Below are 24,345 nucleotides of genomic sequence, written 5' to 3' on the forward strand. Positions count from 1 at the left end.
TAAAGCACGGCACCAACAGCGGCACCGCTGAATTCACCCGGCCGTACGTGGGTACCCCGCACGCGCGTCCTTCTCCCGCAGTCCCGCCATCTCGGCCCGCGACAACACCGCCGTGAACACCCCGGGACCCGTCGCGGCCTGGGTGATCCGGGTCCCGTCCGGATGCCATGCGCCACTGCCCCCGCACGACACCCACCCCGGCCCGCTCCCGGCGTGATTGGCCACCACGGCGAACATCCGATGATCCATCGCCCGCGCCCCGAAATGCAGGTCGATCCGGCGCGTCTCCTCCAGGGTGTACAGCGCCGAACCCGCATAAACCTCCGCGCCCCGTCGAGCCGCGTCCTCCGCATGCCCAGGCACACCGGCGTCGTAGCAGATGGCCAGCGCGACCCGCCACCCGTCCACGTCGAGCAGCGCCCCCGGCCCGGCGGCCCGGAACAGCTCCCGCTCACGCCCGTGCAGATGACACTTCCCGTGAACATGCGCACCGCCCGGCGAGAACGCCAGCGACGCGAGCCACGCCGTCCCGTCGGGGTGCCGGTAGGCCGCACCGACAACCGCCGTCAGCCCACCTTCCTGTACGGCCCCGCGCACGTCATCCAGCCGAGGGTCATCCTCACTCACCCAAGCGCCGGAATCATGGAGAAGGTCCAGGTCATACCCGATAAGAGACAGCTCAGGAAACATGATCAGACTCGCACCGGACGCGGCAGCGGCCTTGATCGCGACAGCGGCGTCACGAGCGTTGGCGGCCACGTCACCGGGCACGGCGGAGGTCTGGGCGAGCGCGACGGTCAAGATCTCATACGACACGCGGGCATCCTACTTGTCACCTTGGACTCGCCCCGTGACTCCAACGATGCCCCAGAGCGAGACCACCATCCCGGTCCTGCCGTGCGTGTCCCTCGACGAGACGCTGGAGTTCTCCCAGTCGCTCGGGTTCGAGATCACCTACAAGATGACCTGTACCTGGCGCCGCGGTGGAGCAACGTCGAGCTCCACGTCGGCAAGCCGCCCGAGGGCGTGGACCCGGCCAAGGAGGACGGCGGCGGCCGCCTCGTGATGATCGACGCGAGGGCGCGCAGGCCGTGGACCGCGCGCCGGCCCTGCCCACGATGATCGAGCCGGCCATCGCCCTGGACGAACGCCACAGGTCGACCTGAAGGCGCTCGCGCTGACACCGGAGGAGCGGGCCCGCGCCGCCGCCGAACTCCAGGAGGCCGGGAGTCCTGGCTGGGGGACTAGAGGCGTGGTCGCACGCGGCTGTTGTGGAAGCTGGTGAACAGCCAGCCCTCGTTGGTCCGCACGGCCACGCGGGTCTGCTGGGACAGGTCCTCGGTCCTGCACTGGGTGGCGCCGTCGCGCAGGACGCAGTTGCCGATCGTGATCATGACGGCGGTGCCGGGGGCGGGGAAGCGGATGTGGGTGTGCTGGGCCTCTGACATGCGGGTGCCCTTCATGAAGCCGTCGAAGCCCTCCTGCATGCTGAGCGCTAGCGCCTCCCGGGTCTGGATCAGCTCGCCGTTGGCCGCGATGAAGTCGGCGTCGTGGGTGAAGGTGCCGGCGAAGGCCTGACCGTCGCCGTCGGCCCAGGCGGTCAGCTGCCGGTGCGCGAGGTCCTTGATCGCGTTCTCATCGTCAATCGTCATGAACCCGACCTTGCCGGGTGGCGCTCTCAGATCGCTCTCAACCGGCTTCCGCCCACGCCTGCCGTACCTGATCGGTGATGTTCAGGTCGTGGGCCAGGGCGAGAGCCTGGGTGCGGGCGTCGCCGGCCTCGTGGTGGTCGCCGGCTCTGGTGTGTTCTGCGGCGAGGTAGGCCAGGGCCATGGCCGCCTCCCAGCCGCCGCCTGCCTCGCGGAAGGCTCGCGCCGCCGCGGCCAGGTGGTGGCGCATCGCGGGGGCGTCGCCGGCGCGGTCGTGCAGCATGGCCTCCACCACCGAGAGCCTGCCGCGCGTCCACGGATCGGGATGCGGTCGCCCGCGCGCGAGGGCGGACAGGTCGCCGGTCGTCAGCGCGTGGATGATCGTGTCCTCCACCCGGCCGTTCGGGGGCGGGGCCGGGGGGAGGTCCGCGGCTCTGGCGGGTTGTTCGCACAGGTGGGCGTGGAACAGGCACCAGGCCGTCGCGGCCGCTCGCGCGCTTTCTGGCGCCGGACCCGGCACCAGCAGGGCGGCGCGCAGGCGCGTGGCGGTCTGGGCGTGGTCGTCGTGGCCGGCCCAGAACGCCTCCAGTGCCAGCGCCAGGCGGAGCGCTGTGGCGGCGTCACCGTGTTCGCGGGCGTGGTGGAAGGCCAGCAGCAGGTTGTCCCGGTCGGCGGCCAGGTCCGCCGTCCACCGGCGCTGCCCTGGGCCGCGGAGGTGCGGGGCGGCGCGTTCGGCCAGGTCCAGGAAGCAGGCGGCGTGCTCGCGCTGCGCCGCCTGCAGCTCGCCGCGCTCGTCCAGGCGTTCGCGGCCGTAGGCGCGGATCGTGTCGAGCATCCGGTAGCGGCCGGCGTGCGCGGCGATCAGCGAGCGGTCGGCCAGCTCGGTCAGCGTCTCCGCGGACACGCCCAGCCACGCCGCGCTCTGCTCGGAGAACGTCCCGGCGAACACCGCGAGCCTGGCCGCGTGATGGCGCTGGGGTTCGCCGAGGAGGTTCCAGCTCCAGTCGACGACCGCGCGCAACGTGCGGTGCCGGGGCGAGCCGGTACGGCTGCCGCCGACCAGCACCCCGAAGCGGTCGCCCAGGCGGGCGGCCAGCTGCTCCAGGCTCACGTACCGCAGCCGGGCGGCGGCCAGTTCGAGCGCCAGCGGCAGCCCGTCCAGCTCCCGGCAGACGCCGACCACCACGGCCAGGTTGCCTGACAACAAGGCGAAGTCGGGGTCGGCCTCCGCGGCCCGCTCGGCGAACAACCGCACGGCGGGACTGGCCGCCGCGTCCTCGCCCGGCCCGGGAACGGGCAGGGGGCGCACCGGCCACAGCGCCTCCCCGGCCAGGCCGAGCCGCTCCCTGCTGGTCGCCAGAACCGTCAGCCGGGGACAGCGCCCGAGCAGCTCACCCGCCAGCCGGGCGGCGGCGTCGACCACGTGCTCACATCCGTCCAGCACGATCAGCGCGGGCGGGCCGGCGAACGCCTCGGCCAGGCGCGCGATCACGTCGCGTACCGGGCTCGGCGGCAGTGACTCGCGCAGCCCGGCGGCGGTCGCCACCGCCGCGGGCACGTCGTCGTCTCCGGCCACCGCACCCAGATCCGCCCACCACACGCCGCCGGGAAAGCCGGTGCGGAGATCCCCGGCCACGGCCGCGGCCAGCCGCGACTTTCCCACCCCTCCCGGACCGGTCAGCGTGACCAGCCGCGCGCCCGCCAGCCGCTCACCCACCCGGCGCCGGTCCTCCTCCCGCCCCACGATCGCGGTCAGCGGCGCCCGCAGGTTGCCACGCGCCCGCACTTCGGCGGCGCCGGGCGAGCCGCGCAACAACGCCGCGTGGATCGCCGCCAGCTCGGGGCCGGGATCGGCGCCGAGGTCGTCGGCGAGCCGTACCCGGAAGCGCTCGTAGGCGGCCAGGGCCTCGCTCGGCCGCAGGTCCGCGCGCAGCGCCCGCATCAGCAGCCCGTGCGCACGCTCGCGCACCGGGTGCGTGGCCGTGTGCTCCTCCAGCAGCGCCACCAGCCGGGACGGCTCCGCCCCCGCCACGAGCCCGGCCTCGATCCAGTCCTCCGTCGCCGTCAGCCGGGCCTCCCGCAGCCGCCGGGCCGCCGCGCCGGCGAACGGCGAGTCGGCCACGTCGGCGAGCGCGTCACCCCGCCACAGCGCGAGCCCCTCGCCCAGGAGCCTTTCCGAGGTCCGCGCCCGGCCCTCCCGCAGCGCCCGGCCGCCTTCGAGGGCGAGCCGCTCGAACAGGTGCGCGTCCACCGAGGACGCCTCGACGTTCAGCCGGTACCAGCCCTGCCCGGACTCCAGGCCGTCCGGCAGCGCGCCGCGCAACCGCCACACCAGCGACTGCAACGCCCGCACGGGATGGTCAGGCAGCCTGTCCGGCCACACCGCCTCCGTCAGCGCGTCGACGGCCACCTGGCGGCCGGCGTCGAGCGCCAGCCGGGCCAGCAGCGTCCGGGGCCGTCCCGGCAGGGCGACGACCCCGGACAGGGTCGTCGGCCCGAGCAGGCCGATCCGGACGCCGGTCATCAGTAGGCGAGCGCCGCGGGGTCGCGTTCCGGTGCTCCGGAGGGCCACCACTCGCCCTCGCGCAGCGTGAACGGATACCAGCGGCCGTCCTTGCCCAGGCGCAACTGCAGGGAACCCAGCGTCCAGCGGTTGCGGGCGGCCTGGACGGGCGGCAGTTCCTCGCGCTGCCAGGCGGCCTCGGCCCTGGCCAGTTCCTGCCTGCCGGGGGTCCAGGCGTGTTCCAGCACCTCCAGGCCGGCCGGCCCGCCGTACTGCCAGGCGAGGACCGCGGGCGCGTCGCCGATGTCCAGGTCGTGCTCGGCGGCCAGCCGCACGCGGTCCTGGCGTTCGGTGAGGACGGCGGGGCTGCCGCCCGACAGCAGCTCGCGCGCCCGCGCGGACGCCGAGGCGGCCAGCACCTTCAGGGCCGCGACGTCCACGCCGGCGGCCTCCTCCAGCTCCAGCGGGACGTACTCCACCGCGACCGGCGGCGGCGCGGGCAGCGGCGGGACGCCGAGCGAGAACGCCGCCAACGCGGAGATGCCCGTCGCGGCGGGTGTGGGGGCGTCGCGCAGCTGAAGGGCCTCCAGCAGGTCGGTACGGCCCCGCCCCCGCAGCAGAAGCAGCATGAACGGATCGCCGTCCAGCAGCCAGGACGCCTGGTAGCACAAGGCGGCCGCGTGCTTGCACGGATGCCCCCAGTCGGGGCAGTCGCACTCCGGCTCCAGGTCGCCGACGGTCGGCAGCAGCGGGACGGCGGCGTCTTCGGCCGCTTCGACCAGGGCGTGCGGCACCTCCCCGTCCAGGAGCGCGGCGATGTGCCCGGACTGGGCGGCCACCTGGTCGAGGAAACGTTCCCATTCGGCGTCGGTGAGCTGGGCGACGCGTACGACGGTGTCGTACTCGCCCTCGGTCGTGGCGACCAGCCGTCCGGGTGAGACGGCGATGGGCCCGACCTGCCCGGTCTTGGCATAGGCACGGCCCTTGCGCAGGAGTGTGTGGTCCAGGGAGGTGTCCTCCATGGCCTTGATCCACGCCCGGCCCCACCAGGAGGTGGCGAAGCGGGCGCCGGCGCGTTGCGGCGGGAAGGCGGGGAATCCCTTGACGGCGGTCATCTCAGCTCCACCAGGGTCGCGAGTTCGGCGTCGGTGAGTTCGGTGAGGGCGGCCTCGCCGCCGGCCAGCACGGCCTCGGCCAGCGAGCGCTTGGCGGTGAGCATCTCGGCGATGCGGTCCTCGATGGTGCCTTCGGTGATCAGCCGGTGGACCTGGACGGGCCGGGTCTGGCCGATGCGGTAGGCGCGGTCGGTGGCCTGGTCCTCCACGGCCGGGTTCCACCAGCGGTCGAAGTGGATGACGTGGTCGGCGCGGGTGAGGTTGAGCCCGGTTCCGGCGGCCTTGAGGGAGAGCAGGAAGACCGGGACCTCGCCGTCCTGGAAGCGCTGGACCATCTCCTCGCGTTTGGGCACCGGGGTGCCGCCGTGCAGGAGCTGGGTGGTGACGCCCCGTCCGGTCAGGTGCTTCTCCAGCAGCCTGGCCATGGCCACGTACTGGGTGAAGACCAGTACGGCGCCGTCCTCGGCGGTGATGGTGTCGAGCAGTTCGTCGAGGAGCTCCAGCTTGCCCGAGCGGCCGGTGAGCTGGGGCGCCGCCTCGTGCAGGTACTGGGCGGGGTGGTTGCAGATCTGCTTGAGCCCGGTCAGGAGCTTGACGATCAGCCCGCGCCTGGCCATGCCCTCGGCGGACTCGATCTGCGCCATGATCTCGCGCACGACCGCCTCGTAGAGCGCGGCCTGCTCGGTGGTGAGCGGCACGGGCCGGTCGGTCTCGGTCTTGGGCGGCAGTTCGGGCGCGATGCCGGGATCGGACTTACGGCGCCGCAGCAGGAACGGCCCGACCAGCCTGGCCAGCCGCTCGGCCGCCACGGAGTCGCCGGACTCGACCGGCTTCGCCCAGCGAGCGCGGAAGCGGGCCAGCGAGCCCAGCAGGCCGGGCGTGGTCCAGTCGAGGATCGCCCACAGCTCGGACAGGTTGTTCTCGACCGGGGTGCCGGTCAGCGCGACACGGGCCGCGGCGGGGATGTCGCGCAGCGCCTTGGCGGTGCTGGAGGCGGGGTTCTTGACGTGCTGGGCCTCGTCGGCGACGAGCAGGTCCCACGGATGAGCGGCCAGCTTCTCGGCGTCCAACCGCATCGTCCCATAAGTCGTGAGAACAAAGCCTTCGTCAGACAAATCGCGATTAGTCCCGTGATAGCGCCGCACCTGGACCCCCGGCGCGAACCGGGTGATCTCCCGCTCCCAGTTGCCCAGCAACGAGGCCGGGCAGACCACCAGCGTGGGACCACCGCCCCGGTGCAGGTGAAGAGCGATCAGCGTGATCGTCTTGCCCAGCCCCATGTCGTCGGCCAGGCACGCGCCCAGGCCCAGCGAGGACATCCTGGCCAGCCAGCGCAGGCCGCGGAACTGGTAGTCACGCAGCGTCGCGGCCAGCCCGGCCGGCACGCCGATCTCCTCCGGCTCGGCCAGCCGGTCGCGCAGCTCCAGCAGCCAGGCGCTCGGCTCGACCTCGACCTGCTCGCCGTCGACCTCGACCGTGCCGGTCAGCGCGGCGCCCAGGGCGTCGATGCCGTTCAGCGGCTTGAGCTCGCGCTGGCGGGCCTTGAGGGCGACGTCGGGGTCGATGAGCACCCATTGGTCGCGCAGCCGGACGACCGGGCGGTGCGACTCGGCGAGCTGGTCCATCTCGGCCGCCGTCAGCCGCTGCCCGCCGAGCGCGAGCTGCCAGTTGAAGCTGGTCAGCTGGGCACCGCCCAGGTAGGACGGCAGGTCGGAAGGCGCCTGCTCGCTCTCGCCGAGCACGGCGCGGGCGCTGAGCCCGCGCACCATCGACCTGGGCCAGTGCACGTCCACGCCGGCGCCGGTCAGCCGGGTGGACGCCCCGGCCAGCAGTTCTTCGACGTCACCGTCGGTCAGGATGAGCTCGTCGGGGACGGCGCTCTCCAGCAGTCGTTCCAGCCGGGTCCAGGCCTTGGCGGCACGGCGCACGGCGATGAGCGTCTCGATCCTGGCGCGGGCGCCGAAGCCGGGGTCCTCACCGGCCCACAGGTCCGCCGCGTCGACCACGAGTGAGGGGTCGGCCAGGCTGTGGAGCTGGACCACGGCGCGGAACTCCGATCCGGCCGGGTCGTCGCACTCCAGGCGCAGCGACAGCCGTACCCCGGAGTCGAGGCCCGCGGCGACCTCCTCCGCCCACGGGCGCAACTGCGGCACCTTCACCGGGCGCAGCGCCGCGAACGCGGAGGTTCCCGTCGCGCGCACCGCGCCGGGCGAGCGCGGCATCGCGTCGGCGACCGCGTCGAGGAAGGCCCGCACGAGACTCTCCGCGTCGGGCAGCACCGGCCCTTCAGGGCCTTCCTCCAGCGGTACGGCGCGCGCCGCGGCGGGCATGGCGTCGGCCAGTTCCCTGATCCTGGCCACGTCGGCGGCGTCGAACGGCCCGGCCCGCCACGCGTCGTGGTCCCCGGCCGACACCCCGGGCAGGATCCGCCCCCTGGTCACCAGCTGGAGCGCCACCAGCGCCGCGGCGCCCCAGAAGCGGGCCGCCGGGTGCGCCTCGTGGTCGGTCCTGGCCCTGGCGAGCACGGCGACCGCTTCCGAAACGGGAATTCTGCGCGCCGGAACCCGGAGCGTCCGCACCGCGCCGCCATCCTGCTCGGCCACCGTGACGCCGTCTTCGCCGTCGGGGACGAGGAAGGCCATCGTCCCTGCTCGTGGGGGATCGCCGGGCTCGAAGACGACGGCATGCCGTACCAAGGAAGTCACAGCCGTACAGTGTACGGTACGCGGACCTGTGGTTTACCCCACCACGATTCGGGAGTACGCCTCATTCTCGCTTTACCCGGATCTTGCCTAGCCTTCATGACATGACGGACTGGGTGGTTGACCTCATGGAGACCCTGGGCGCACCAGGGGCGGGCCTCGCGATCGCGCTGGAGAACCTTTTCCCACCGCTGCCGAGTGAGGTGATCCTGCCGCTGTCCGGTTTCACCGCCAGCCGTGGTGAGATGGATCTCATCGACGCGCTGGTGTGGACGACGCTGGGCTCGGTGGTCGGGGCGCTGGCGCTGTACTGGGTGGGTGCCATGCTGGGCCGCGAACGCACCCTGCGCCTGGCGGGCAAGCTGCCGCTGGTGAAGATCTCCGACATCGAGAAGACCGAGGCCTGGTTCCAGAAGCACGGGAAGAAGACGGTCTTCTTCGGGCGGATGATCCCCATCTTCCGCAGCCTCATCTCGGTCCCGGCCGGTGTGGAGCGGATGCCGCTGCCCACCTTCACCCTGCTCACGCTGGCAGGCAGCGCGATCTGGAACTCCATCTTCGTGCTCGCCGGCTACTACCTGGGGGAGAGCTGGCACCTGGTCGAGGCGTACGTGGGGATCGGAAGCAAGGTGGTGCTCGGCCTCGCGGTGCTCGCCGTGCTGATCTTCATCGGCATGCGGCTCAGCGAGCGGCGGAAAGGCAAGCATGGGGCGCGTCGCTGACGCGCTGCGCCTGCTCTGGGAGATCGCGCTCGGCACCCTCACCGCGGTGGCCGAGCTCGTCTTCCTGATCGTCGGCGCGCCGGTCCGCGCCTTCCGGAAGGTGGGCGGGGCCACCTCGCCCACCGCGCTGGACCGGGCGGCGTTGTGGCTCGCGCGGGCCGAGGCGCGGCGGCTGCGGGTGCCGGTGGACGAGATCGCCGACGCCGGGCGGGCCATGGCCTATCTGGCGGCGAGGGTGCCGCTCGGGCTGCTCGGCGGCCTCGTGCTGTCGCTGCTGGAACTCGGAATCGCGACCGGGCTCCGCGCGGGCTGGGCGTGGGCGCACAACGAGCCGTACGACGGGATGCTGCCCACGGTCCCGCTGCTGCTCTACCTCGGCCTCATCGGCATCGTCCTGCTTTTCCTCGATATTTCGGGACTTGTGGGCGTGCGCGTGGTCGAGCGCCGCCTGGCCCGCAGAATGCTCGCCCCCGACCCCACCGCCGCGCTCATCCGGCGCATCGAGCAACTGGCCGAGACCAGGGCGGGCATCGTGGCCGCCGTCGACGCCGAGCGGCGCAGGATCGAGCGCGACCTGCACGACGGGCTGCAGCAACGCCTGGTCGCGCTGTCCATGCTCATCGGCCGCGCCCGCCGCGGCGGCAAGACCGACCTGCTGGCCCAGGCGCACGAGGACGCGCAACGGGCGCTGGCCGAACTGCGCGAGGTCGCCTGGCGCGTCTACCCCAGCGGGCTGGACACCCTCGGCCTGGCAGACGCGCTGGCCGGGGTCGCCGAACGTTCGAGCGTCCCCGTGCACATCCGCTGCGACCTGGCCGTGCGCCCGCCGATGGCCGTGGAGACCGCCGCCTACTTCGTCGTCTCGGAAACGGTGACCAACGCCGCCAAGCACGCCGCGGCCACCGGGGTGAGCGTGGAGATCCGGCAGGACGGGACAATGGTCGTCGTGCGTATCGAAGACGACGGGTGCGGCGGAGCCGTACCCACGGGCGGGGGACTGTCCGGGCTGGAGCGGCGCGTGGCCGCGATCGACGGCAGGCTCCTCGTGGACAGCCCGGCCGGCGGGCCCACCGTGATCACCGCGGAGCTGCCATGCGGGTGATCCTGGCCGAGGACTCCACGCTGCTGCGCGAGGGCCTCGTACGGCTGCTGCACGAGGAAGGCCACGAGGTGCCCGCGGCCGTCGGCGACGGGCAGGCGCTCATCGAGGCCGTCGAGAAGCACGAGCCGGAGATCGTCGTCGTCGACGTGCGCATGCCGCCCACCCACACCGACGAGGGCCTGCGCGCGGCGCTGGAGATCCGGCGCCGCTGGCCGTCGGTCAAGGTGCTGGTCCTGTCGCAGTACGTCGAGAAGAAGTACGCCACCGAGCTCATGACCGGCAGCGTCGACGGCGTCGGCTACCTGCTGAAGGACCGGGTGGCGCAGGTGGCCGACTTCCTCGACGCGCTGGAGCGGGTGGGGGAGGGCGGCGCCGCCTTCGACCCGGAGGTGGTCCGCCAGCTTCTGGCCCGCACCAGCCACACCGACCCGCTCTCACGCCTGACCGCGCGCGAACGGCAGGTGCTGGAGCACATGGCCCAGGGGCTGACCAACGCCTCGATCGCCCAGGCGCTGCACGTCTCGCAGAGCGCCGTGGAAAAGCACGTCAACGCCGTCTTCGACAAGCTGAGCCTCTCCCACACCACCGGCTACAGCCGGCGCGTGCTGGCCGTGCTCAGCTATCTGCAGTCGTGACGGGCAGGCTCGCCCGCACCTCGTAGCCGCCGCCGGGCAGCGGACCGGCCTCGACGCTGCCCCCGGCCCTGGTCAGGCGTTCCGACAGGCCGCGCAGGCCGCCGCCCGGTGGCCGGTCCTGATGCTTGGGCGCGCCATCGTCGCGGACCGTGAGCGCGGCGCCGGAAACCTCGAAGACCGCGTGGGCGGCCGTGCTGTGGCGCAGGATGTTCGTGGCCGCCTCGCGGGCCACCCACGACAGCAGCGCCTCGGCCTGCGCGGAGCGCGGCGCGCCGTCGCGGCGCACGACCACCTCCACGCCCGCCGCCCGCAGCGCCTCGCGGACGCGTTCCAGCTCCGCCGCCAGGCTGACCTCGCGGTAGCCGGTCACCGCCTCGCGTACCTCGGTCAGCGCCTGCCGGCCCACCGACTCGATGTCGGACGCCTGCCGCGCCGCCTGCTCCGGATCGCGTACGGCCAGCCGCCGCACCGCCTCGGCCTTCACCACGATCACCGAGAGCGTGTGGCCCAGCAGGTCGTGCAGATCCCGGGAGAAGCGCAGCCGTTCCTCGGCCACGGCCGCCTCGGCCAGCCGTTCCCGGGTGCGGTTCAGCTCGGCGATCACGACGTGCAGTCGCAGGAACGCCGCCATCACCACGCCCGTGCTGAACGACCCCCAGGCGAAGCCCATGATCGGCCCGATCCCCTCACCGCCGCGCCACACCGCGAACGCGGTCACGGCCGCCAGCGCGCCCAGCGCGAGATGGACGGCCCGGCCCTGAAGCACCAGCGCGCAGGCCAGCGCGAGCAACGGGAACAGGTAGAACCAGCCGTTCGCGTAGACCAGCGCCATGCCCGTCACCACCGCCGCCATCGCGCCCACCACCCAGCGGGCGGCGGCGACCGGCAGCGGAGCCAGGATCAGCAGCGCGTACAGGCCCAGCGTGAGCGCCAGCCCCGCCCAGGCCGGCCACACCGGCTGGTAGACCCCGGCCAGGCAGTCCCAGAGCACGCCCACACCGAGCAGGCCGAAGCCGAGAAACCCCTTGAGTCCGGGCTGGCGATCTCCTTGCATCCATCCACCGTAGGCTGGGTTGATGAGCCTCAGGTACGCCGCCGTGGCCGTCGAGCTGGACGCACCGGCCGAGGACGTCTTCGCCCTCATCACCGACTGGCCACGCCACCACGAGTGGATGTTCATGACCGACGCCTGGCAGGCCGGGCCGGACATGATCGAGGCCTACACCGGGATCAGGCCATTCGGCTTCCTCGACACGATGACCATCACCGAGTGGGAGCCGCCGCACCGGGTGCGGGTGGAGCACACCGGGACGGTCGTGCGCGGGGAAGGCGCCTTCCGGGTACGGCCGCTCGGCCCGCGATGGTGCCGGGTGGTGTGGGCCGAGCGGGTCGAGGTGCCCCGGTGGGCGCTGCCGGGCTGGCCGGTGGTGCACGCGGCGACCGTGTTGCTGGCCCGGCGGTCGCTGCTCAGGCTGGGGGAGCTGGCTCAGCGCTGAGGTACGTCCTCGTTCGGCAGGGGCCCCTCGTCGTCCTGTCGCGGCTCTTCGTCGCTCGTCGGCTCGTCCTGGCTGGGCGGCGGCTCGCCGCCGCCGAAGCGGGCGGTGTTGAGCGGCGTGAACGGCGTCTGGGGCACCCCCTTGAGCGCCTCCACCATCGTCTCCTGCCAGATCGGCCCCGAGATCGTGGCCCCGGCCACCAGGCCGTAGTACCGGCCGCCGATCATGACGCCGGTCAGCTTGTAGCGCTGCGCGCCGCGCAGGTCGCCGATGCTGACCGCGGCCGCCAGATCAGGGGTGAACCCGGCGAACCAGGCGGCCGCGTAGTCGTCGGTCGTGCCCGTCTTGCCCGCGGCCGGACGTCCGATGCCGCCCACCCCGCGCATCGTGCCCTTGGTGAACACCCCCGACAGCACGTGCGCGGTCGCGTCGGCCACCTCGGGGTCGATCGCCTGGCGGCATTCCGGCTCGTAGGCCGTCTTCTTGCCGTCGCGGTCGGTGATCGCGGTGATGGCCATCGGCGCGCAGTACTTGCCCCGGGCGCCCAGCGCCGCGTACGAGGCGGCCACTGTCACCGGGTCGCTCTCGTTGATCCCGAGCGTGAACGTCTGGTACTCGCCCAGCGGCTTGCCGTCGGCCCGCTTGCTGCCGAGCGCCTTGGCGGTCTTGACCGTCTCGCAGAGCCCGACCCGCTGCTCCAGCTCCAGGAAGAACGTGTTGACCGAGCCCCACGTCCCGGTCTGCAGCGTCTTGTACCCGCCGGAGCCCTCGTCGTTGGTGACGGTGTGCGTGGGGTCGCCGACGTTGCCGCCCTTGCAGTTCTTGAACGTGGAGTAGCCGGGCGCGCGGTAACCGGCTCCCACGGTCATCCCGTCGTTGACCCGCATGCCCTGCTGCAACGCGGTGACCAGCGTGAACGTCTTGTACGTCGATCCAGGCTGGAAGCCGGTCCCGCCGCCGTGGGCGACGTCGGCCACCAGGTTGTAGGACATCTGGTTCTTGCCGCTGCCGTACTCGCGGCTGGCCGCCATCGCCTTGATCTTGCCGGTGCCCGGCTGGACGAGCGCCTCGGCTGCCACCGGATTGTCGGTGGCGTACACCCGCTTCTTGATCGCGCGGTCGGCGGCGGCCTGCATGCGGCGGTCGAGCGTCGTGCGGATCGTCAGCCCGCCGCGCTCCAGGAAGTGCTTGCGGGCGGTCCTGGTCTTGCCGAAGGACGGGTCGTTGAGGATCTCGTTGCGCGCGTACAGGCAGAAATAGGCGTACGAACTGGACTCGCAACCGCCGGGCAGCGGCACGCCCTTGTAACCGAGCTTCTTGGCCTTGGCGGCCGCCGCGTCCTCCTTGGAGATCCTGCCGAGGCCGGCCATCCGGTCCAGGACGACGTTCCTGCGTTCCAGCAGCCGCGCGCGGTGGGCCTTGCTGACCGAGGGGTCGGTGTTGCTCGGCGACTGTACGGCTCCCGCCAGCGTGGCCGCCTGCCCGAGCGTGAGCTTGGCCGCCGAGACGCCGAAGAACCGTTTGGCGGCGGCTTCGACGCCGTTGGCACCGGCGCCGAAGTACGCGATGTTCAGATATTTCTCGAGAATCTGGTCTTTGGTGTACTTCTGCTCCACGGACATGGCGTAGCGCAGCTCGTTGAGCTTGCGGGCGTAGCTGGTCTCCAGGGCCTTGGCCTTCTCCTCCTTGGTCCGGGCCTGGGTCAGGAGCACCTGCTTGACGTACTGCTGGGTGATCGTCGAGCCGCCCTCGCTGACCCCGCCCGCCGACAGGTTCTTGGCCAGCGCCCTGGCCATGCCCTGGAAGTCGATCGGGCCGTGCTCGTAGAAGCGGAAGTCCTCGATCGCGATGATCGCCGTCTTCATCGTCTCGGCCACGTCGGCCAGAGGAACGATCTCGCGATAGACCTCATAGAACTGCGCGATGGGCTTGCCCGCAGCGTCCAGAAGCGTGGACTTCTCCGCCAGCGGCGGCTCCTTGAGCTCCACGGGTTGCAGTTCATCGGTGGCCGCCATGATCGCCATACCCGCGCCCCCGACGGGCAGCGCCCCAAGCCCCGCCGCGACGACCCCCGCCGCCAGCCCCACCCCCGCCAACTGCGCGACGCTCCGACCAGCCCGCTTCCCCACCCGTGCCCCCCGTTCCCCGAAATTGCGCATCAAATAAGACCAGATCGGGCAGGGACATGTCCAAGACCGATATCCGCCATCCGGCGATGACGAAACGGCTATCGTCGCAGGTCTTTCAGTGGTTCCCGATGCCTCGATGCAACCTTGGCCCCCGAATGCCAGCAGGTTACCCACCCCACCCCCAGCCCCACCAAGCCCTCGCCAACAGCAGCCCCACCCACCTCCAGCCAGCCCCACCCCCAGCCGGCCCCACCACGAGCCTGCCCCACCACGAGCCTGCCCCACCACGAGCCTGCCTTGCCGACCAACGCCATGCCCCCGCCAGACGGGTTGTCAGGCTGCCCGGCAACCCTGCTGCCCGGCCACCCGCTGCCCCGCGTCCCCCGCTGTCAGGCCGCACCGGCAGACGACATCACGCCCGATGGTCCGGCTCTCCGGCAGGCGGCTTCACGCAGGGTTGTCCGATTTCCCGGCCACCCCCGCTGTCAGGCCGCACCGGCAGACGACATCACGCCCGATGGTCCGGCTCTCCGGCAGGCGGCTTCACGCAGGGTTGTCCGGCTTCCCAGCACCTGACACGGCCAGGCCACTCCGGTGGACGCTTACCAGGTTGTCCGGCACGTGGTTGGGGCGGCGGTCGTCCGGCATGCGGGTTGTCAGGTTGCCGGGGAGGCGAGTGCGGCCTGTCGATTGCCGGGTCGTTCGCCCGTCGGACAGGATGCGAGGATGCGCTTTTCGATCAACATCCCGAACTTCGGGGAGTTCGCCGACGCCAGGAACGTGGCCAAGGTCGCCGCGGCTGCCGAAGAGTCCGGCTGGGACGCGTTGTTCGTCTGGGACCACGTGGTACACCGCAAGCAACGCACCCCCTTCGGCGACCCCTGGATGCTGTTGACCGCCGCCGCACTGGCTACCACCCGCCTCCGGTTGGGCACCCTGGTCACCCCGGTGGCCAGGCGCCGCCCCCAGCAACTCGCCCGCCAGGTCGCCACCCTCGACTCCCTCAGCACCGGCCGGGTCATCTTCGGCGCGGGTCTGGGCGCGCCGATCGAGGAGGAGTACGGCGCGTTCGGAGAGAGCACCGACCCGATCGAGCTGGCCGCACGCCTCGATGAGGGCCTCGACCTGATGGCGCGCTACTGGAGCGGCGAGCCAGTCACCCACAAGGGCCGCTTTTTCGAGGCTCACGACGTGGCGCTGCTACCGGCCACCGTTCAGCAGCCCCGCCCGCCCGTGTGGGTGGCCGGCTACTGGCCGAACCGCCGCCCCATGCGCCGCGCGGCCCGCTGGGACGGCGCGGTCCCGCTGTTCGAGTCCGCCAGACACGGACAACCCCCACACGTACAGGAGGTACGCGACCTGATCGCCTTCACCCGCGAAGAACGCGCCCGCCTGAACCGGACCGGCCCCTTCGACATCGTCGCCGGCGGCGTCACCCCCACGGACCCCACGCAGGCACGGGCCGTCATCGCGCCCTTGGCCGAGGAGGGCGTCACCTGGTGGGACGAACGCCAGCACATCGGCGGTGACACCCTGGACAAGCTGGTCCCGGTCCTACGCCGCATCGAACACGGCCCACCGGCCACCTAGCACCAAGAAGCAGCGGCCTTTAGCAGCCAAGCGGTTACACCCTGGGCAGCACCAGGCACGGCGCTCAACCCTTCCTTCCCCGGCAGCGACGGATACACAGCGACCGGGCGGTCGGGAGAAGGCGGACGACGTGTCACCCCTGGTAGCGCCGATCGGGATGCTGAACTCCTCACCTCAAGCAGTGACAGAGGCGAGGCGAACGCCTCACGACCTGTCGGTGGGGAGTTCGAGCTCCGGCAGTCAAGGCGCCGAACCTTTCGTGGCCGGGCGGTGTAGGGCAGGTGTGAGGACGACGCGACGTGAACTGCTGGCCGGGGCGCTCGCCCTGGCCACCCTGCCCGCCCTGTCCGCCTGTGCCGCAAGCCAGGCCGAACCCGCGGCCGCCAAGCCCGTGAGTCCACCACCACCCGCCAGGACGACCGGACTCGCGGGGACGCTGTATGCCAGCACCGCGTCCGGGCTGGTCGCCGTGGACCTGGCCACCGGCAAGCAGATCCGCGAGTACGGTGAGGCCGTACCGGATGCCGGTTGGGAACGACTGCACCAGGTGAAGGACGGGCGGCTGCGCGTGCTCGACCTCCCGAGCGGCAAGGTGCGCCGCGAGGCACCTGTCAGCGGCACGCAGGTCAAGGTGGTCTCCCGCGCGGGAGAGCTCGTCGCCGTCGGCCCGCCGCCCGGCCCGCGTACCAGCACCCTCATCTCCCTGGCCGGACCGGACGGCGGGCGCGACCTCCGGCTCGGCGGCAACGTCGAGCCGGAGGCCTTCTCCACCGACGGCCAGGTCATGTACGTCCTGGAATACCTGCCACCCGACAAGCCAGACCGCTACCGGGTACGCGTGCTGGACCTGCCCTCGGGCACCCCGAAACCCCTCAACACGCGCGACAAGAAACCCGTGCCGGAGGGCAAGGAGGAGGAGATGCGCGGGCAGGGCCGCCAGGCGGTCCTGGACGCGGACGCGGGGGTCCTCTACACGCTCTACACCCATCAGCCCGACCACCTGCACACCCGCGACCTGATCGCGGGCGGCGACTCCGCGCCCGGCGTGCATGCCTTTGTCCACGTCCTCCAACTGGACCAGCGGTGGGCCTACTGCCTCGACCTGCCACAGCCGTTCGGCCTGGGCCCACCGAAGGCGCACACCCTGGCGCTCAGCCCCGACGGCCGCACCCTCTTCGTCTACGACGCCACCAGCGGCCGCATCGCCCAGGCCGACACAACAGACCTCACCGTGAAACGCACCGCCTTCGGCGCCAAGCACACAGGCGAGGCATACGCGCTGGCCGACGACCAGCACCTCTACCTCGCGGCCGGCACCTCCCTACAACTGGCCGACCCGGCCACGCTGGCGCCACGCGGAACCTGGCAGTTGCCTGGCCCCGCGCGTGGCCTGGCCACACTGAACGGGCAACTGCTGGCCGGCGCCGGCGACCGCGTAATCGCCCTGGACGAAAAGGGAACCCAGCAAGCCGGCATCCCCGTCCCAGGTCTCCGATCGCTCCACCACGCCGCCCATCCCTGACAGGCCACCGGAGTCGACCACCCACCCTGCCTGATGCCCCGCGAACCGAAAGGCCACCAAGGGAGTAAGCACCGAGAGGCTCTATCATTCGTTTCCCCATGGGATGACACAGGAACTCCAGAAAAAGCCCTTGACGAGAACGTGAGCGGGGCGCACGATGCATTTCTTGTTTCTCCGTGGCGACGAAGGAGTCGACGTGACCGACGGTGTACAGGAACGTTCCAGCCGCACCATCTCGCAGGCGATCACCACCTTCAAAACCTTCGACTGGAGCGCGTGGACTTTTGACTCGCTGCGCATCGCCGAAGGTAAGACGCGTACGGACGGCGGCAGCGGGGACCAGTCCTTCTTGGAGGGACTCCAGTACAAGATCAAGGGAAAGTGGTACAACGGCCACATCAGCCTCAGCCCGCTGGACGGCTCGGACGAGAGTTTCTATTTCAACAGCGCCCATCTCACGATTACGGGCAGCACCTACAACGGAAACTACTTCTTCACCATCAACGAAACCGAGGCCAAGCCGTCCGAGGCGCCCAAGAAATTCAAGGGAAAGTACTCTCTCTCAGGAAGTGACCTGCCCGACGGCGAACTCAGGGCGGACGTCATCAAGCTGCTGGAGCTGATCGCCCTGTTCGGCGACGACTGAGCCACTCCAACCCGGCGCGGGCCGCGAAGTCCTCGCGCAGCCGAGTGAAGCGCGAGGACTTCGGCGTCGAGGGCGGCAAGCCCGCGCCGGACCCCTCTGCCTGCCATCGCCACAGGCGAGATGCGCACGTGAGCTACGCATTACCGGCGGCCATAGGTGAGCCGCCGCAGCGCGGCCTCGGCCGGTCCCCGTCGCCCGCCCGGTGCCAGCAGCGCGGCGAGGACCACGGTGCTCAGCCAGGTCAGCACCGCGATGCCGGAAGCCGCGGCGTCGCCGACCCGGTTGCCGAGACCGCCCGCGTACGGCGCGAAGAGTGCCACGAAGACCACGGACTGGAGGAGATAGCAGGTCAGCGACCACTGGCCGCACGCGGCGAGCGCCTTGACCACCGGACCATCGCCTCGACGACGGCCGGCGACCAGGCCAACGATCGCCGCGTACGCCAGACCACCGGCGACGCCGCTCACGCTGTGCAGCGCGTACGCCGACACCGCCACCGGATCCGACGGCATCCAGAGCCCGGTGTCGACCAGCACCAGCGGCACTCCGCCGGCCACGGCCACAGCGGTGCCCACGACGGCGACCCGCGTCAGCAGGTCCCGGTGCGCGGCGGGGTCCTCCAGCACGCGGCGCCTGGCCGCCCAGATCCCGAACAGAAGGGCCGGCACCACGCTCGCGGCGAAGTACGTCGGCGTCATCCCGAACCACCCGATGAGCCGCATCACCACCGCCGCGATCGGGTCGGCCACGGCGGCAGGCGTATCGCCCTTGGAGGCCGAGACGGTGAGCAGCCCGAAGCCGAACATCACCACGACATGCAGCGCCAGCCCGACGGCGGCGGCCCGGAGCACTGACCGGTCCGTGCGCCGGACGAATCCGACGAGCACCAGCCCGACCAGCCCGTACGCGCCGAGGATGTCGCCGAAGAACAGCAGCAGCGCGTGGCAGAACCCGAAGGCCAGCAGCCACAGGCTCCGCCGGCGCAGGACCTTGCGCGCCTGCGTCCAGTTCCTGCCGGTGGCGAGTTGCCGGTCGGCGAGCCGCACGAGGCCGTAGCCGAACAGGGCGGCGAACATCGGCAGCGCACGGCCGTCCACCAGCAGGATCTGCGCCCCGGCGACCAGCCGGTCCAGCACCCCGCCGTCGAGGGCGTAGCCGCGGAAGCCCGTCGCGTGACCGGACAGGTACATGTGCGCGTGCGCTAACGCGATGAGCAGCAGCATCAGCCCACGGGCGAGATCGGGCGCGAGCGCGCGCTGGGTGATGGGGGTGGCTCCCACGACGGGAGGCGGTGGGGCGATGGACATGGGTGTCCCCTCGACTTTAGATACACGACTGTAGCTGAGCTACAAGGTAAGATACAAAGGCGTAGCTAATCAAGGGGTGGTAATGGGTGATTCCCGGACGCGCCGTCGCGGCGAAGAGCTGATCAAGGCCATTCACGACGCCGCTCTGGACGAGGTGCTGGAGGTGGGCGCGGGGCGGCTGACCATGGACGGCATCGCCCGGCGCGCGGCGACACCCCGCACGACCCTCTACCGGCGCTGGTCCGATCCCATCGAAGTGCTTCTCGACGCGCTCTACCACCAGCATCCGGTCGAGGAGCCCACGCCCGGGGCCGACGACCTGCGCGGCGACCTCGTCCGCGCCCTGCGGCTCATGGTGGAGTGGGCCTTCAGCCCGGCCGGCCGGGCGGTCGCGGCCATCCTCACCGACCCCAGAAGCGCGGCGCTGATGTCCGACGCCCTGTTCGAGCGGGTCTTCGCGGGTCGCGGCGGCACGTTCACCCGTACCGTGCTGGAACACTACGCCGAACGGGGCCACTTCCCCGCCGAACTGCTCACCCCGGTCGTGGCCGACATCGGCGAGGCCCTCGTCACCAAGCGCCTGATCGATGCCGGGGCGCCGCCCACCGACGAGGACCTCGCGGCGATCGTCGACCAGGCCATCCTGCCCGCGATCGGGCTCGGCCCTCGGGCGTGAGGCGGAACCCCACCTGACGGTCGCCATCGCCGCACTCGCCCACGCCGGCGGCCCAGAGCCGGATCCGCCCACGGGACCGCACGTCACCCTCTCCCATTCGGCCCCCGAGGCAGGCTCAACCGCCGTAACGCCGATGGCCACCCAAGCGTCTCCGAGAGGGAACCTTCGGCCCTTCAGGTTCTGCTCAGCGTGAGGTGGCGCCGATGATGGTGTCGAGCATCGTCCGGGCGGTGGACAACTCGGTGATGGAGCGGCTGATCCGGTCCCGCTCGCGGCGCAGTTCGGGCAGGAGGCCAGGACATGCCGCGGCCAGGCCATCGCCGGTGCCGACCGTGCACGGCAGCACATCGGCGATCGTCGTGGTGGGGAGCCCGGCCGAGAGCAGGACGCGGATGCGTCGCACCTGTTCCACGTCGCCCTCGCCGTACTCGCGGTATCCGCTCGGCCGTCGCCGCGGCCGCAGCAGGCCCTGCTCCTCGTAGTAGCGCAGCAGCCGTGGGCTGACGCCGGTCCGCCCCGCCAGCTCTCCGATCCGCACCGCGCCTCCGGTTGACTCTCACATCCATGTGAAGGTCTAGCCTAACCACGCGAAGGGCGCCCAGGAGGAGTGATGAGCGTGCGTACGTCGGTCATAGGGTTGAACCCGCGAGGTGCGGCGCTGGCCAAGGCCCTCGCGGCGGCAGGTCACGATGTCGTGGTCTGGGACGAGGCCGGCGCACCGGCCGAGCCCGTCGAGGACGTACGGCGGGCGGCGTCGCCGCAGGTCGCGTTCACGGCTTCACTGGTGCTGATGTGCCTGGACGACTACGACGGCGTCCGGCGCGTGCTGGGCCGGGCCGAGCCGTACATCGTCTCGGCCGACCTGATCAACCTCACGTCCGGAACGAGCGAGCAGGCCGAGCAGGCCGCCGGCTGGGTGCGGGCCAGGGGCGGGCACTATCTCGACGGTGCGTTGATGGCCCATCCCGAGCATGTCGGTCAGCCGGAGACGGTGCTGGTCTACAGCGGCTCCCGCGAGGTGTTCGAGCGCCATCGAAGCTCGCTCGCACACATCGGCGGCGCCACCTATCTGGGCTCGGCCCCCGGCACCGCGGCTCTCCATGACGTGGCGATGCTCAACTTCGCCTGGGCCACCCTGATCGGCTTCCTGCAGACCACCGCCCTGCTCGGCACCGCCCAGGTCCGGGCCACGACGGTGGCGCCCCTGCTGACCCACTGGCTGTCCACGACCGTCACGGAAGTGATCACCGACTACGCCCGCCAGATCGATGACCACCGCTACCCCGGCGACCAGGAATGGCTGGAGCTGGATGCCCCGCTCATGGACCACCTCATCAACGCCGTCCGAGCGCGGGGCCTCGATACCGCCCTGCCCGAACTCATCAAGTCGCTGACGGCCCGGGGCATCGAGGCCGGCCACGGTAAGGACAGCTTCGCCAGCCTCGTCGAAATCCTTCGCGGCCAATAGGGCTGTTTCGGCGGCGAGGTTCTGACAGGGATCTGTGCGGGATCTGCCAGGGCCGCCGGGCACGCTGGCGGTCATGAACGCATTCGAAGCCGAAGGGCTGGTCAAACGCTTCGGCAAGACCACCGCCCTGGCCGGAATAGACCTGGCCGCCCGCCAGGGCAGTGTGCTGGCGGTGCTCGGTCCCAACGGCGCCGGCAAGACGACCGCCGTGCGCATTCTGGCCACGCTGCTGCAGGCCGACGCCGGGCGCGCCACCGTGGGCGGGCTCGACGTGGTGCGCCACGCCGCCCGTGTGCGCCGCCTGATCGGCCTGACCGGCCAGTACGCCTCGGTCGACGAGGACCTGACCGGCCGGGAGAACCTGGTGCTGATAGCCCGCCTTCTCGACCTACCTGGCAACCAGGCCAAGCGCCGAGCGGCCGAGCTGCTCGCGGAGTTCGGGCTGGAGGCGGCGGCCGACCGCAGGTGCAAGACCTACTCGGGCGGCATGCGACGCCGCCTCGACCTGGCCGCCAGCCTGGTCGGCCGTCCCGACGTGATCTTCCTTGACGAGCCGACCACCGGCCTGGACCCCGCCAAGCGCGAGGACGTCTGGACGATCGTGCGCGATCTGGTCGAGGACGGCGTGACCGTCCTGCTGACCACGCAGTACCTGGAGGAGGCCGACGCGCTGGCCGACGACATCTCGGTCATCGACCACGGCAAGGTCATCGCGCACGGCAGCCCGGCCCAGCTCAAACGTGTCGTCGGCGGCCAGACCGCCCTCGTACGCCCCACCGACCCCGAACGCCTGCCCGAAGCCGAGTCGATCCTGGCCCGCCTGTCCGGCCGGCGGCCCGAGCGCCCCGCCCGCGGCGTGGTCACGGTCCCGGTGGCCGGCGACGCCGCGTTCGCCGAGATCGTGGCCGCACTGGCCGCGTCCGGCATCACCGCGGCCGAGCTGTCGCTGCACCTGCCCAGCCTGGACGAGGTCTTCTTCACCTTGACCGGACGACGAGAGGCCGCCGCATGACCCTCACCGTGGACGAGCAAGCTCCCGCACGCGCCCAGGCGCGCCCTTTCGCGCTGGTACGGCACAGCCTCGCCCTGGCCGGGCGCAGCGTCACCAAGACCCTGCGCACCCCCGAGCAGCTGCTCGACGTGACGGTCCAGCCGCTGATGTTCCTGGTCATCTTCGTCTTCCTGCTGGGCGGGGCGGTGTCGGGCTCCACCGGCGCGTACCTGCAGCTCGTCCTGCCCGCGATGCTGGTGCAGGTCATGCTGATCGCCGCCATGTCCACCGGGGTGAACCTCAGCACCGACATCGACAAGGGCGTCTTCGACCGTTTCCGCGCGCTGCCCATCGGCCGCTCGGCGCCGTTGCTGGGGTCGGTGCTGGGGGATGTGATCAGGTATGTGGTGGCGACCGCCTCGATGCTGGGCTTCGGCACGTTGCTGGGGTTCCGGGCGCAGACCGGGCCGCTGGGCGTGCTGGCCGCGTGCCTGCTGACGATGTTCTTCGCGTTCTGTGTGAGCTGGGTGTTCGTGCTCTTCGGGATGGTCGCCAGGACGCCGGGGGCGGTGCAGGGGCTGTCGTTCCTGGTGATCTTCCCGCTGACGTTCGGCACGAGCATGACCGCGCCCAAGGGCACCATGCCGGGCTGGTTGCAGGTGTGGCTGAACGTCAATCCGGTCGAGCGGGTGATGGACGCCTCGCGGGCGCTCATGCTCGGCGGTCCGGCGGGCGGGCCGGTGCTGGCTTCGCTGGCGTGGGCTTTGGGGATCGTGGCGGTGTTCGCGCCGCTGGCCGTGCGGGCCTATCGGCGACGCGCCTGAGCGCTGTCGATTTCCGGATGACCTGCGCGTCATCGGGGTAAGGAGGACAGAAAATGAAGTTCGCACTGCTGTTGTTCGACCCCGAGGGCTACTGGGACGCCGTCTCCACGGAGGAGATGGCGTCGGCGCTGGCCGCGCACCAGGCGTTCGCCCGCTATCTGGACGGACGCGGAGTCGCCTACACCGGGCAGGCGCTGCACCCCGAGCGGGAGGCCCGCACCCTGCGACCGGCCGCCGACGGCCCCGCCGCCACCGGTGGTCCCTTCACGCCGAGGCGCGCGGAGTTCGCCGGCTTCTACGTCGTGGAATGCACCGACCTCGACGAGGCCGAGGAGGTGGCCCGCAAGTGCCCGATCGGCGCCGGCATCGAGATCCGCCCGATCTGGGAGGTCCCGTGACCATGCGCTGAAGATTCTTTCCCGGCGATGTCGAATCCCCCGGTGCCCCGTTCGTCGGTGGGCGAAGCCACGTACCGAAGGAGGAGACTGACCATGAAGGACAACCTCAGCGAGCCGACAGCCCTCGCCCGCAACGCGCCGAGCATGCCCGCGGCCGTCGACCGGGCCACTTTCCAGGCCCAGGTGGACGAGTTGCGGGCCCGGGAGAAGGCGCACACACGCGAGGGCGACGCGATCGCCGCCGCCCGGCGCCGGCTGCCCATGGTCGAGGTGGACCCCACGACCGAGCTGGTCGGACCTGACGGGCCGGTCACCCTGCTGGAGACGTTCGAGGGACGGCGGCAGCTGCTCGCGTACTACTTCATGTGGCGCGACGGTCATCCGGCCGCCGCGCAGTGCGAGGGCTGCACCTGGTGCGGCGGCCAGATCTCGGAGCTGTCCTACCTGCACTCGCGCGACATCACCTACGCCGTCTTCTGCCAGGGCCCGTACCGGGAAAGCCGCCGTTATCGCGACTTCATGGGCTGGGACATGCCGTGGTACTCGGCGAAGGCCTCCGTCGGCACGCTGCTCGTCGGCCGCCAGATCGGCTCGATGCAGCTGGTGAGCTATCTGCGCGACGGCGAGCGCGTCTTCGAGACGTACTGGACGACGGGCCGCGGCGTGGAGGCGATGGACTACAGCCTCGCGCTCATGGACCTCACCGTGTACGGACGCCAGCACCCGGGCGAGGACTCGCCTCCCGGCTGGCCGCAGGCGTGGCGGGAGGAGGAACCCACCCAGTTCTGGCGGATCGACGGGCGCCCGCTCTCGCAGTGGTCGCGCATCGAGGCTGGACGCTCCGACGACCTCACCACCGCGCCGTGATCG

At 71.5% G+C, this 24,345-nt stretch carries 23 protein-coding genes; 14 read left to right on the forward strand and 9 right to left on the reverse strand.

The features are described from left to right. Positions 1 to 33: 33 nt before the first annotated feature. Entirely contained in the window at positions 34 to 801 is a 768-nt protein-coding gene (locus ACIBI5_RS34690; RefSeq protein WP_397252940.1) for a carbon-nitrogen hydrolase family protein, read from the reverse strand. 49 nt (positions 802 to 850) lie between these two features. Here ACIBI5_RS34690 and ACIBI5_RS34695 point away from each other — a divergent pair, with 49 nt between their 5' ends. Beyond that, positions 851 to 1,066: a hypothetical protein gene (locus ACIBI5_RS34695; RefSeq protein ID WP_397252941.1), complete on the forward strand. Its 216-nt coding sequence runs from the start codon at positions 851 to 853 to the stop codon at positions 1,064 to 1,066. A gap of 178 nt (positions 1,067 to 1,244) precedes the next feature. Here the strand turns inward: ACIBI5_RS34695 and ACIBI5_RS34700 are convergent, their stop codons facing one another. Genes ACIBI5_RS34700 through ACIBI5_RS34715 form a run of 4 tightly spaced genes read right to left on the reverse strand, consistent with a single transcriptional unit; the run spans position 1,245 to position 7,972 of the window. Continuing rightward, on the reverse strand, positions 1,245 to 1,652 hold the full coding sequence (locus ACIBI5_RS34700) for an SgcJ/EcaC family oxidoreductase (RefSeq protein WP_397252942.1): 408 nt from the start codon (positions 1,650 to 1,652) through the stop codon (positions 1,245 to 1,247). A 37-nt stretch (positions 1,653 to 1,689) separates the two neighbouring features. Continuing rightward, positions 1,690 to 4,173 carry a BTAD domain-containing putative transcriptional regulator gene (locus ACIBI5_RS34705; RefSeq protein ID WP_397252943.1) on the reverse strand — a complete coding sequence of 828 codons (2,484 nt, stop codon included), beginning with the start codon at positions 4,171 to 4,173 and terminating at the stop codon, positions 1,690 to 1,692. Next, positions 4,173 to 5,267, reverse strand: coding sequence for an SWIM zinc finger family protein (locus tag ACIBI5_RS34710; RefSeq protein ID WP_397252944.1), 1,095 nt, complete (start codon positions 5,265 to 5,267; stop codon positions 4,173 to 4,175). Before ACIBI5_RS34710 ends, ACIBI5_RS34705 begins: the two co-directional genes overlap by 1 nt. Next, positions 5,264 to 7,972, reverse strand: coding sequence for an SNF2-related protein (locus ACIBI5_RS34715; protein ID WP_397252945.1), 2,709 nt, complete (start codon positions 7,970 to 7,972; stop codon positions 5,264 to 5,266). The genes ACIBI5_RS34710 and ACIBI5_RS34715 overlap by 4 nt, the downstream gene beginning before the upstream one ends. A gap of 101 nt (positions 7,973 to 8,073) precedes the next feature. On the opposite strand from ACIBI5_RS34715, the gene ACIBI5_RS34720 reads away from it, so the two are divergent. From ACIBI5_RS34720 to ACIBI5_RS34730, 3 genes are read left to right on the forward strand one after another with little or no spacing between them, the layout of a single operon-like run. Continuing rightward, complete coding sequence (locus ACIBI5_RS34720) at positions 8,074 to 8,691, forward strand: DedA family protein (protein ID WP_397104894.1); 618 nt, start codon at positions 8,074 to 8,076, stop codon at positions 8,689 to 8,691. After that, positions 8,675 to 9,793, forward strand: coding sequence for a sensor histidine kinase (locus ACIBI5_RS34725; protein ID WP_397252946.1), 1,119 nt, complete (start codon positions 8,675 to 8,677; stop codon positions 9,791 to 9,793). Before ACIBI5_RS34720 ends, ACIBI5_RS34725 begins: the two co-directional genes overlap by 17 nt. Further along, a complete protein-coding gene (locus tag ACIBI5_RS34730) occupies positions 9,784 to 10,428 on the forward strand; it encodes a response regulator (RefSeq protein ID WP_397252947.1) in 645 nt (214 codons plus the stop codon). Before ACIBI5_RS34725 ends, ACIBI5_RS34730 begins: the two co-directional genes overlap by 10 nt. On the opposite strand, the gene ACIBI5_RS34735 is transcribed toward ACIBI5_RS34730, so the two are convergent. Then, the gene (locus ACIBI5_RS34735) at positions 10,409 to 11,482 is read right to left on the reverse strand and encodes a sensor histidine kinase (RefSeq protein WP_397252948.1); all 1,074 of its coding nucleotides are present in this window, start codon (positions 11,480 to 11,482) and stop codon (positions 10,409 to 10,411) included. The genes ACIBI5_RS34730 and ACIBI5_RS34735 overlap by 20 nt on opposite strands. A 22-nt stretch (positions 11,483 to 11,504) precedes the next feature. Between ACIBI5_RS34735 and ACIBI5_RS34740 the strand changes: the two genes are divergently transcribed. Next, positions 11,505 to 11,924 carry an SRPBCC family protein gene (locus ACIBI5_RS34740; protein ID WP_397252949.1) on the forward strand — a complete coding sequence of 140 codons (420 nt, stop codon included), beginning with the start codon at positions 11,505 to 11,507 and terminating at the stop codon, positions 11,922 to 11,924. Here the strand turns inward: ACIBI5_RS34740 and ACIBI5_RS34745 are convergent. Next, positions 11,915 to 14,011 carry a transglycosylase domain-containing protein gene (locus ACIBI5_RS34745; RefSeq protein ID WP_397253262.1) on the reverse strand — a complete coding sequence of 699 codons (2,097 nt, stop codon included), beginning with the start codon at positions 14,009 to 14,011 and terminating at the stop codon, positions 11,915 to 11,917. The genes ACIBI5_RS34740 and ACIBI5_RS34745 overlap by 10 nt on opposite strands. 768 nt (positions 14,012 to 14,779) lie before the next feature. Between ACIBI5_RS34745 and ACIBI5_RS34750 the strand changes: the two genes are divergently transcribed. From ACIBI5_RS34750 to ACIBI5_RS34760, 3 genes are all read left to right on the forward strand, one after another. Next, positions 14,780 to 15,643, forward strand: coding sequence for an LLM class flavin-dependent oxidoreductase (locus ACIBI5_RS34750; RefSeq protein WP_397252950.1), 864 nt, complete (start codon positions 14,780 to 14,782; stop codon positions 15,641 to 15,643). A 283-nt stretch (positions 15,644 to 15,926) separates the two neighbouring features. Beyond that, a complete protein-coding gene (locus ACIBI5_RS34755) occupies positions 15,927 to 17,165 on the forward strand; it encodes a YncE family protein (RefSeq protein WP_397252951.1) in 1,239 nt (412 codons plus the stop codon). Positions 17,166 to 17,361: 196 nt separating this feature from the next. Continuing rightward, complete coding sequence (locus ACIBI5_RS34760) at positions 17,362 to 17,811, forward strand: hypothetical protein (RefSeq protein ID WP_397252952.1); 450 nt, start codon at positions 17,362 to 17,364, stop codon at positions 17,809 to 17,811. 140 nt (positions 17,812 to 17,951) lie between these two features. Here the strand turns inward: ACIBI5_RS34760 and ACIBI5_RS34765 are convergent, their stop codons facing one another. Next, on the reverse strand, positions 17,952 to 19,118 hold the full coding sequence (locus ACIBI5_RS34765) for a DUF418 domain-containing protein (protein ID WP_397252953.1): 1,167 nt from the start codon (positions 19,116 to 19,118) through the stop codon (positions 17,952 to 17,954). Between the two features lie 82 nt (positions 19,119 to 19,200). Here ACIBI5_RS34765 and ACIBI5_RS34770 point away from each other — a divergent pair, with 82 nt between their 5' ends. Further along, positions 19,201 to 19,794: a TetR/AcrR family transcriptional regulator gene (locus ACIBI5_RS34770; RefSeq protein ID WP_397252954.1), complete on the forward strand. Its 594-nt coding sequence runs from the start codon at positions 19,201 to 19,203 to the stop codon at positions 19,792 to 19,794. A 184-nt stretch (positions 19,795 to 19,978) separates the two neighbouring features. Here the strand turns inward: ACIBI5_RS34770 and ACIBI5_RS34775 are convergent, their stop codons facing one another. Further along, positions 19,979 to 20,332, reverse strand: coding sequence for a MerR family transcriptional regulator (locus ACIBI5_RS34775; RefSeq protein WP_397252955.1), 354 nt, complete (start codon positions 20,330 to 20,332; stop codon positions 19,979 to 19,981). A gap of 72 nt (positions 20,333 to 20,404) precedes the next feature. Between ACIBI5_RS34775 and ACIBI5_RS34780 the strand changes: the two genes are divergently transcribed. From ACIBI5_RS34780 to ACIBI5_RS34800, 5 genes are all read left to right on the forward strand, one after another. Beyond that, positions 20,405 to 21,262, forward strand: coding sequence for an NAD(P)-dependent oxidoreductase (locus ACIBI5_RS34780; RefSeq protein WP_397252956.1), 858 nt, complete (start codon positions 20,405 to 20,407; stop codon positions 21,260 to 21,262). A 73-nt stretch (positions 21,263 to 21,335) separates the two neighbouring features. Beyond that, complete coding sequence (locus ACIBI5_RS34785) at positions 21,336 to 22,274, forward strand: ATP-binding cassette domain-containing protein (protein ID WP_397252957.1); 939 nt, start codon at positions 21,336 to 21,338, stop codon at positions 22,272 to 22,274. Beyond that, a complete protein-coding gene (locus ACIBI5_RS34790) occupies positions 22,271 to 23,077 on the forward strand; it encodes an ABC transporter permease (RefSeq protein WP_397252958.1) in 807 nt (268 codons plus the stop codon). The genes ACIBI5_RS34785 and ACIBI5_RS34790 overlap by 4 nt, the downstream gene beginning before the upstream one ends. A gap of 53 nt (positions 23,078 to 23,130) precedes the next feature. Then, complete coding sequence (locus ACIBI5_RS34795) at positions 23,131 to 23,475, forward strand: YciI family protein (RefSeq protein WP_397252959.1); 345 nt, start codon at positions 23,131 to 23,133, stop codon at positions 23,473 to 23,475. 93 nt (positions 23,476 to 23,568) lie between these two features. After that, complete coding sequence (locus ACIBI5_RS34800; protein WP_397252960.1) at positions 23,569 to 24,342, forward strand: DUF899 family protein; 774 nt, start codon at positions 23,569 to 23,571, stop codon at positions 24,340 to 24,342. The last annotated feature ends 3 nt before the right edge of the window (positions 24,343 to 24,345 follow it).

Source organism: Nonomuraea sp. NPDC050540, assembly GCF_044457485.1.
Classification (GTDB): Bacteria; Actinomycetota; Actinomycetes; order Streptosporangiales; family Streptosporangiaceae; genus Nonomuraea.

Bases quoted from the DNA above. Each gene is read 5' to 3' on its own strand.
- ACIBI5_RS34730 (WP_397252947.1), top strand. From the start codon at position 9,784: ATGCGGGTGATCCTGGCCGAGGACTCCACGCTGCTGCGCGAGGGCCTC.
- ACIBI5_RS34700 (WP_397252942.1), bottom strand. From the start codon at position 1,652: ATGACGATTGACGATGAGAACGCGATCAAGGACCTCGCGCACCGGCAG.
- ACIBI5_RS34790 (WP_397252958.1), top strand. From the start codon at position 22,271: ATGACCCTCACCGTGGACGAGCAAGCTCCCGCACGCGCCCAGGCGCGC.
- ACIBI5_RS34780 (WP_397252956.1), top strand. From the start codon at position 20,405: ATGAGCGTGCGTACGTCGGTCATAGGGTTGAACCCGCGAGGTGCGGCG.
- ACIBI5_RS34735 (WP_397252948.1), bottom strand. From the start codon at position 11,482: ATGCAAGGAGATCGCCAGCCCGGACTCAAGGGGTTTCTCGGCTTCGGC.
- ACIBI5_RS34770 (WP_397252954.1), top strand. From the start codon at position 19,201: ATGGGTGATTCCCGGACGCGCCGTCGCGGCGAAGAGCTGATCAAGGCC.
- ACIBI5_RS34725 (WP_397252946.1), top strand. From the start codon at position 8,675: ATGGGGCGCGTCGCTGACGCGCTGCGCCTGCTCTGGGAGATCGCGCTC.
- ACIBI5_RS34785 (WP_397252957.1), top strand. From the start codon at position 21,336: ATGAACGCATTCGAAGCCGAAGGGCTGGTCAAACGCTTCGGCAAGACC.
- ACIBI5_RS34720 (WP_397104894.1), top strand. From the start codon at position 8,074: ATGACGGACTGGGTGGTTGACCTCATGGAGACCCTGGGCGCACCAGGG.
- ACIBI5_RS34795 (WP_397252959.1), top strand. From the start codon at position 23,131: ATGAAGTTCGCACTGCTGTTGTTCGACCCCGAGGGCTACTGGGACGCC.
- ACIBI5_RS34710 (WP_397252944.1), bottom strand. From the start codon at position 5,267: ATGACCGCCGTCAAGGGATTCCCCGCCTTCCCGCCGCAACGCGCCGGC.
- ACIBI5_RS34705 (WP_397252943.1), bottom strand. From the start codon at position 4,173: ATGACCGGCGTCCGGATCGGCCTGCTCGGGCCGACGACCCTGTCCGGG.
- ACIBI5_RS34750 (WP_397252950.1), top strand. From the start codon at position 14,780: ATGCGCTTTTCGATCAACATCCCGAACTTCGGGGAGTTCGCCGACGCC.
- ACIBI5_RS34740 (WP_397252949.1), top strand. From the start codon at position 11,505: ATGAGCCTCAGGTACGCCGCCGTGGCCGTCGAGCTGGACGCACCGGCC.
- ACIBI5_RS34800 (WP_397252960.1), top strand. From the start codon at position 23,569: ATGAAGGACAACCTCAGCGAGCCGACAGCCCTCGCCCGCAACGCGCCG.
- ACIBI5_RS34765 (WP_397252953.1), bottom strand. From the start codon at position 19,118: ATGTCCATCGCCCCACCGCCTCCCGTCGTGGGAGCCACCCCCATCACC.